The sequence below is a fragment of the Mesorhizobium sp. WSM4837 genome (assembly GCF_055811435.1).
Genome location: NZ_JBVVQE010000129.1, coordinates 1 through 7,437 on the forward strand (window position 1 = coordinate 1; position 7,437 = coordinate 7,437).

Sequence of the window (7,437 nt, forward strand, 5' to 3'; positions counted from 1 at the left end):
GACAGCGTGTCGATCGTCTTCTTCAATGCCGCGAGCCGGCTGCTCAACTGGTCGATCTGGTCAAGGAGAGCGCTGCACAATCACTCGAACTTGGGCGCAAGCACGGATATGACGCAGGTTACCCTCCGGAAATGCCGGGTGCGGGAAATCCGCCCGCCCGGATCTGTGACGGCGAAAGCCGAATGGCTGAGCTACTCGACCACGACCACGCCTGTTGCTGACCATTGGACAGGCGCGTGACTTTCTAAAGGTAAACCGGCATGTCGGCCAGGCGCTAGCCTATTCACCAACAATCTGGCGAAGGCGCAATTCCGCTTGGACAGAGCGTTAACCATGCCGTATCCAGATGACCGCAGGATCGCTTCGCTCCGTCACGGGGCATCTTGCCCTCCCGACATTATCGGCTGAGCACCGTGATATCCTAGACGCCGCGAGATAGTCGCCGCCGCATTCATGACAAGAGGCGCCAGCTGTCGTTCACTTTGCAGAGTAAAGTGAAAAGCCGGCATCGTAACGGCAATTGCAGCCGCAACTCTCCCTCTGCGATCGTGGATCACGGCCGCGATGGAGGCGATTTCAGGAATGAACTCGCCCACATTCAGGGCGTATCCTCGTTCGCGAATGCAGTGCAGCTCGCGTTCAAGCGCACTTGCCTCAATGATCGTATGGTCCGTGTAGCGTTCTAGATCGAGCGCCAAGACCTCTTCCAGGGTTGAGGCAGGCATCTGCGACAGCATGGCTTTCCCACTGGCTGTGCAGTGCGCTGGATTGCGGCGCCCTGGTGCAGCGATGTGCTTGATCGACCCGGGACCAAGCACATGCTCGACGTTAATAGCCTCAGTTTTGTTCCAAAGACTGAGCGAGGCCGTTTCTCTCGTGCTCTCGGCAAGCTCCTCGAGATAAGGCCGCGCCACGCGGACCACATCGAGTTCAGCAAGAAGTCTGCTCGCCAATGCGATAAGCTCCACTCCGAGCACAAACCGTCCGGTGTCTTCGTCGCGCTCAACGAACCCGTTGTGCTCCAGCGTCGCCAGCGTCCTCGAAACAGCGCTTGCATGTTTGCCTAGCCGGCGCGCGATCTCATTGACACCGATCGGCCTTTCACTCGCGCCCACGACCCTCAGCAGGTTCAATGCGCGCTGCACGGTCGTAACCTCACCACGGGCTCGGTCGCGGTCGCTCAGGGACTGCTTGCTTGAACTCATCGATACTCCTCAGCTTCACCCAAGTCCCACCAATCTGCAATATAGTTGCGCTATTTGCAAAACATCTTTTTGAGGTCAGCAGATCGCTTCGCGAGACTGCTTTCATAAGGGAGGAAGCTCATGAGGTACTCCATCAACTAGTCGGCTGACCCGCCGTCAAGCACTCAAAGGATTCGGTGCAGCCGCCGGCGGAGCCGCGCTGGCGATCGGCGCCCCAAGTATTTTGCGGGCACAAGGATCGACGCTTGTGGTTGTCTCCGGCGGCGGAGTGTATAAGGAGGCAATCCGCAAAGCACTTCTTGATCCCTTTCAGCGGGAGACCGGCATCAAGGTAGCTTATGTGTCTCCGGCCGCGGAGGCGAAGCTCAAGGTGCAGGTCGACAGCAACAACGTCCAGTGAGACGTGGTGGAAATGTCAAGGCCCGCTTTTCGACCAGATGCGCCCAACTACCTCGAGGAAATCGACTATGGGGCCTTCGACAAAGAAACGCTCGATGACCTTCTTCCTGAAGCAAAGACAAAATACGCCGTAGGTTCGTGTGTTCAGCACAGTGATGACGTTTTCAACGGCCGAATACGCAACCGACAAGCCACGCCCGCACTCCTGGGCCGAGTTTTGGGACGCCAGCACAGTTTCCGGGGCCGCGCTCGTTCAGGGCAGGTGCAAACGGAGATCCTACCACAGTCGAATTTGCGTTGCTGGCGGCCGGGGTTCCCAAGGACAAAGTGTATCCAAACAACTTCGATAAGGCGTTTGCGTCACTCGATAAACATCAAGCCGCACATTACGAATTCTGGACAGACGGAGCCGACGTAAACCAGCTCCTGTCTGATCGCCAAGTCGCGATCGCCTCGGCATTCAATGGCAATGTTGAGTTCCTTAAGACCCAGGGCGCCGCCGTTGATTACCATTGGGACGAAGGGGAGCTTAGTGCGCTACACTGGATCGTGCCGAAAGGCACCAAAAACCGGGCCGCGGCCATGCAGTTTCTGGCCTACCAGGCCTCCGCGCAGGCGCAAGCTCGTCTCAAAAATCTCATCTTTTATGGTCCGTTCAATCGTGCCGCCTTCGATTACATCGAACCCGGGGTCGCCGCCAAACTACCCACGGCAGCTGCTAATATCGAAAAGCAGTTCTTCCGCGACCAGGCATTCTGGGGTGCCCAATCCCCCTCCGGCAAATCTCATACCGACGTGCTTGTCGAGCGCTGGACTAAATGGCTAGCCAGCTAAGAAGGCCATAGTGCGAGAGTGGCCGCCGTATGGCCGCTCTCGCACTGAACTAGCGCTCTCAGCAAGCGGCCCCACCGCGCCGGACGGCTGTGGCAATCGTCATTCCTGCGGGCGCAGTCCCTCACCAGCCCAAACGGGCGGTCCGCCTACTCCCGCGGTGTCAGCAAATTTAGGTCGTTTATCACCCGTATCCATGCCTTCGGCGTAGGGCAAATAGGCGCCTGGTGGAGTGAGGTACTATCCACATGAGATTGGGCGAGTATGTCGATCATGATGCCACGACTTCAAGTCGTCTGCCGTTTCGGTGACGAGGGAACAGTGGTGCGCATCTCGCGCGACCTGGAACAGGCATGCCCATAGCGCTACCGAAAACCGATCGTGCGAGCGGGGGCAGTTGAGAGCGTCGCCGGAGCTTTCGCTCCCGATTAAGACGACCCTTCTACCGCGGCATCGCATTTGCAACCTCCCGTGCGAGGCCGTTTCTCTCGTGCTCTCGGCAAGCTCCTCGAGATAAGGCCGCGCCACGCTGACCACGTCGAGTTCAGCAAGAAGTCTGTTCGCCAATGCGATAAGCTCAACTCCGAGCACAAACCGTCCGGTGTCTTCGTCGCGCTCAACGAATCCGTTGCGCTCAGCGTCGCCATCGGCCTTTCACTCGCGCCCAGACCCTCAGCAGGCTCAATGCGCGCACGGTCGTAACCTCACCAGGGGCTCGGTCGCGGTCGCTCAGGGCTGCTTGCTTGAACTCATCGATGACTCCTCAGCTTCACTTGACAAGCGTTCATACACCTGTCACAGATTCACCAATCTGCAACACAGTTGCGCTATTTGCAACTCTCTATGGGGGTATAGATGTCCAGGGGTGAACCGCTGCGGATAGAGCGACTTTGCAAACAGTATGGCGGCGTACGGGCCGTTCACGACATGTCGGTTCAGATCGAGGCTGGGGAGTTCGTCTCATTGCTCGGGCCAAGCGGGTCCGGCAAAACGACCACATTGATGATGGTCGCGGGATTTGAAACACCAACCGTTGGCCAGATCTTGATCGGTGCTCGACCAATAACCGGCCTACCCGTGCACAAGCGCAACATTGGAGTCGTCTTCCAAAATTACGCGCTCTTTCCCCATCTGTCCGTCTTCGAGAATGTGGCCTTCGCGTTAAAGATGCGCGGAAAATCCGGCTCCGAGCTTCGAGCCGGTGTCACGGAAGCGCTCAATCTTGTTCAGCTCAGCGGTTACGAAGCGCGAATGCCGCACCAACTTTCCGGAGGCCAGCAGCAGCGAGTTGCATTGGCGCGTGCACTTGTGTTCCGCCCAGGTGTAGTGCTCATGGATGAGCCGCTTGGTGCGTTGGACAAGCAGCTTCGAGAGCACATGCAGATCGAACTGAAGCATCTGCAGAATTCTCTCGAGACAACCGTAGTCTTTGTCACGCACGACCAGAGCGAAGCGCTCACCATGTCCGATCGGATCGTGGTGATGAACGAGGGGCTTGTCGAGCAGATCGGCACACCGGAAGACATATACGAAAATCCGCGAACCCGCTTTGTCGCGAGCTTCATCGGCGAATCCAACTTCATTGACGCTCATCTGGTCGGAAAAACAGACAAGGGACCAGTCCTCGAAGTTGCTGGCCAGCAGGTTTACGCGTCGTGGCAGGGGTCCGGGGGGCGGACGGGGCCTGTGACCTTGATGATCCGACCCGAGAAAATCGTCCCTCTCGCGGCCGGTTCGCGCGCTGACAACGAATTCGAAGGCGTGGTTGAAGAGGCCGTCTATCGGGGAAACATTGTCAAGTGTCAAATCCGCTTGCGTGCTGCCCTTCCAGTAACTCTCACCGTCGCCGTAGCGTGTCGCGCCTCCTCTCCGCGATTCAGAGTGGGTGAGAATGTGAGGATTGGTTGGGATGCTCGGGATGGACGGCTTCTTTCTGGCGAGGCCAACGGCCCGACCTTGCGTGCGGCCGACAATCAACACGCTGAGTCGCCTCCGTTGCACGTGACCGCAGCCGCAGATCGCGTTCCGATCGTGATTTAATAAGGGAGAGAGCTCATGAAGTACTGTATCAACTCCAGTCGGCTGACCCGACGTCAGGCGCTCAAAGAGTTCGGTGCCGCCGCTGGCGGAGCAGCGCTGGCACTTAGCACCCCAAGCATCTTGCGGGCCCGAGAATCGACACTCGTCGTAGTTTCCGGTGGCGGATCGTATGAGGAAGCGATCCGTGAGGCAATCATCGGCCCTTTCCAGCGCGAGACCGGCATCAAGGTGACTTACGCTTCTCCGGCCGACGAGGCGAAGCTTCGGGTACAGGTCGAAAGCGGCAACGTAGGGTGGGATGTCGTGGAGCTATCCAATCCCGCGTTTAGAGCGGATGCCACCAAGTATGTCAAAGAAATCGACTACGGGACGTTTGACAAAGAAACGCTGGACAACCTCGTGCCTGAGGCAAAGACAAAATACGCCGTAGGCTCGTATGTCTTCAGCACAGTGATGGGATTCTCAACGGCCGAATACCCTGCCGGCAACCCACGCCCGGGCTCATGGGCCGAGTTCTGGGACGCCAGCAAGTTCCCGGGGCCGCGCTCGCTGAGGGAGTGCGCGGCTGGAGATCCTACGACGGTCGAATTTGCATTGCTGGCAGCCGGGGTTCCCAAGGACAAAGTGTATCCAATCGACTTCGATAAGGCGTTTGCGTCGCTCGATAACATCAAGCTGCACGTTACGAAATTCTGGACTGTCGGAGCGGAACCGGGTCAGCTCCTGTCGGATCGTCAGGTCGCTATGTCATCGGCATTCAATGGCCGAATACAAGGCCTTAAGGATCAGGGTGCCGCTGTTGATTACCAATGGAATGAAGGGGAACTTAGTCCGCTTCACTGGGTCGTGCCGAAAGGCGCCAAAAACCGGGCCGCGGCCATGCAGTTTGTGGCCTACCAGGCCTCCGCCCAGGCGCAAGCTCGTCTCAACAATTTGATCTTTTATGGTCCGTTAAATCGCGCCGCCTTCAAGTACATTGAGCCTGGGGTCGCCGCAAAACTGCCCACGGCACCCGAGAATTTCGAGAAGCAGTTCTTCCGCGACCTGGCGTATTGGGAAGCCAAATCTCCGTCCGGCAAAACTAATACCGAGGTGCTCGTCGAGCGCTGGGTTAAATGGGTTGCCAGCTAATGGCCACGATGTTCTACACGCTTGGAGCGGCCTTCATATGGCCGCTCCGAAATCGCGAAGCCTCGCTCTTGCTTTTTCCCGCAGCATTGCTGCTCGGGACCTTCTTCTTCGTCCCGCTCGCCGGTCTTCTCTCTTTGAGTTTGCTCGATCCGGGGCCGATCTTCGCCCATTATCAAGAGTTCTTGGGTGACCGAACGAACTGGATCATTCTCGGACGCACCTTCGAGCTGGCAACAAAGGTTACGCTGATCTGCCTTCTACTCGGGTACCCGCTCGCCTTCTGGGTCGTCTCAGCCCGTACCTGGGTGGCAGGGGCGCTACTGCTTGCCGTTGTGTTGCCGTTCTTCACGAGCTACCTCGTGCGTACATATGCATGGATGGTGCTCCTCGGACGGTTTGGCTTAATCAATCAGGTTTTGATGTCGCTCGGCCTCACCGAACGGCCCGTCGACCTGATCTACAATGAGTTCAGCGTGCTTATAGCGATGGTCTACATACTCATGCCGTACACTGTGCTGGTGTTGGTCAGTGTAATGAGAGGTATTCCATCCAGTCTGACTCGAGCTGCTGCCTCACTAGGAGCCCCTGCGGCCCAAAATTTTTGGCGCGTATTTTTCCCTTTGAGCGCGCCCGGCGTGATCGCTGCCGGCCTGCTCGTGTTCGTGTTCGCACTTGGTTTCTACATCACACCCGCACTGCTCGGCGGCCCGAACACAATCATACTGCCGATGCAGATCAATACTTACGCGAACGTAACACTCAATTGGCCGCTTGCGGCCACTGCCGCCACCGTGCTGCTCGCGATAACGCTCGTGCTCTATTCGTTCTCCAACTATTTCGTGGGGATCGAAAACTTGCTTGGCTCTCAGAACGGCGCTGGGCAAGCCGCAGGCGCTACCATTCGTCGCCCGACTAGCGCTTATGTGCGACTCGTTGACTTCGCTACCGGCCTGGTGCGCGCCGTGGGACATCGGGCTCAGCTTCCCGCGGGCCTTGCAACAACTTGGGAGCGTGCGGGGGTTGGTGGTAAGCTATTGCGCGGATTAAGCGTGATCGTCGCTTTATTCCTCCTCAGTCCGATCCTGATCATTGTTCCGATCTCATTCAGTTCATCGCGCTTCCTTGAATTCCCGCCTCCGGGCCTTTCGCTGCAATGGTACGAGGCTTATATCAGGAGCGACGCTTGGGTCTCTGCGACCATGCAGAGTTTCGGGGTTGGAGTAGCTACCGCATTTGTGAGTCTTGTCGTCGGTTCAGCGGCTGCAATGGCACTCGTGCGTGGCAGTCCGCGAATGCGCCGGGTCGGTTACCAGCTCTTGCTCGCGCCGATGATCGTTCCGGTGATCGTTAGTGCGGTGGCGCTCTATTTCCTCATTGCGCGACTGCAGCTCGTCGATACCTCTCTCGCACTGGTGATAGCGCACAGCATCGGGGCTGTTCCGCTGGTTGTGCTGATCGTCGCCGCTAGCCTGCAGGCCCAAAACGTACGCCTTGAGCATGCCGCCGCCAGTTTGGGGGCATCAAGGATTGTTACGATCTGGCGGATCGTACTCCCACTCATCCTTCCCGCATTGATAGTTGCCGGTTTCATCGCCTTCTTGCATTCGTTTGATGAGGTGGTGTTGTCACTCTTCATGAGTGGGCCAGATACCATGACCCTACCGATCAAAATGTGGTCAGGAATCCGAGAAGAGATCACCCCCACGATTGCTGCGGTTTCAAGTCTGCTGATCGCGTTCACGGTCGTCGTCTACGCCGGCGTGGAAACAATCCGCAAAGCGGGTGAACGGCGAATCAAGTTAGGCGAGATTGTCACTAATGAAGGAATCAA

At 57.6% G+C, this 7,437-nt stretch carries 5 protein-coding genes and 2 pseudogenes; 6 read left to right on the plus strand and 1 reads right to left on the minus strand.

Features of this window, described 5'->3' with window-relative positions:
- Positions 1-240: pseudogene (locus AC0L3D_RS35385) on the plus strand (hypothetical protein); the annotation flags it as partial.
- A 131-nt stretch (positions 241-371) separates the two neighbouring features.
- On the opposite strand, the gene AC0L3D_RS35390 reads toward AC0L3D_RS35385, so the two are convergent.
- Positions 372-1,205, minus strand: a complete 834-nt coding sequence (locus tag AC0L3D_RS35390; protein WP_473647391.1) for an IclR family transcriptional regulator — start codon at positions 1,203-1,205, stop codon at positions 372-374.
- A gap of 247 nt (positions 1,206-1,452) precedes the next feature.
- On the opposite strand from AC0L3D_RS35390, the gene AC0L3D_RS35395 reads away from it, so the two are divergent.
- From AC0L3D_RS35395 to AC0L3D_RS35415, 5 genes and pseudogenes are all read left to right on the plus strand, one after another.
- Positions 1,453-1,605, plus strand: coding sequence for a hypothetical protein (locus tag AC0L3D_RS35395; RefSeq protein ID WP_473647392.1), 153 nt, complete (start codon positions 1,453-1,455; stop codon positions 1,603-1,605).
- Positions 1,606-1,847: 242 nt separating this feature from the next.
- Positions 1,848-2,438 (plus strand): annotated as a pseudogene (locus AC0L3D_RS35400) (extracellular solute-binding protein); the annotation flags it as partial.
- Between the two features lie 924 nt (positions 2,439-3,362).
- Entirely contained in the window at positions 3,363-4,475 is a 1,113-nt protein-coding gene (locus tag AC0L3D_RS35405; RefSeq protein WP_473647393.1) for an ABC transporter ATP-binding protein, read from the plus strand.
- A gap of 15 nt (positions 4,476-4,490) precedes the next feature.
- Complete coding sequence (locus AC0L3D_RS35410) at positions 4,491-5,606, plus strand: ABC transporter substrate-binding protein (RefSeq protein WP_473647394.1); 1,116 nt, start codon at positions 4,491-4,493, stop codon at positions 5,604-5,606.
- On the plus strand, positions 5,606-7,437 hold a 1,832-nt coding region (locus AC0L3D_RS35415), incomplete at its 3' end, for an ABC transporter permease subunit (protein ID WP_473647395.1). The genes AC0L3D_RS35410 and AC0L3D_RS35415, both read left to right, overlap by 1 nt.

What these genes read in the sequence shown, in the direction of transcription:
- AC0L3D_RS35390 (WP_473647391.1), bottom strand. Translation starts at nt 1,205, where the DNA reads ATGAGTTCAAGCAAGCAGTCCCTGAGCGACCGCGACCGAGCCCGTGGT.
- AC0L3D_RS35405 (WP_473647393.1), top strand. Translation starts at nt 3,363, where the DNA reads ATGTCGGTTCAGATCGAGGCTGGGGAGTTCGTCTCATTGCTCGGGCCA.
- AC0L3D_RS35410 (WP_473647394.1), top strand. Translation starts at nt 4,491, where the DNA reads ATGAAGTACTGTATCAACTCCAGTCGGCTGACCCGACGTCAGGCGCTC.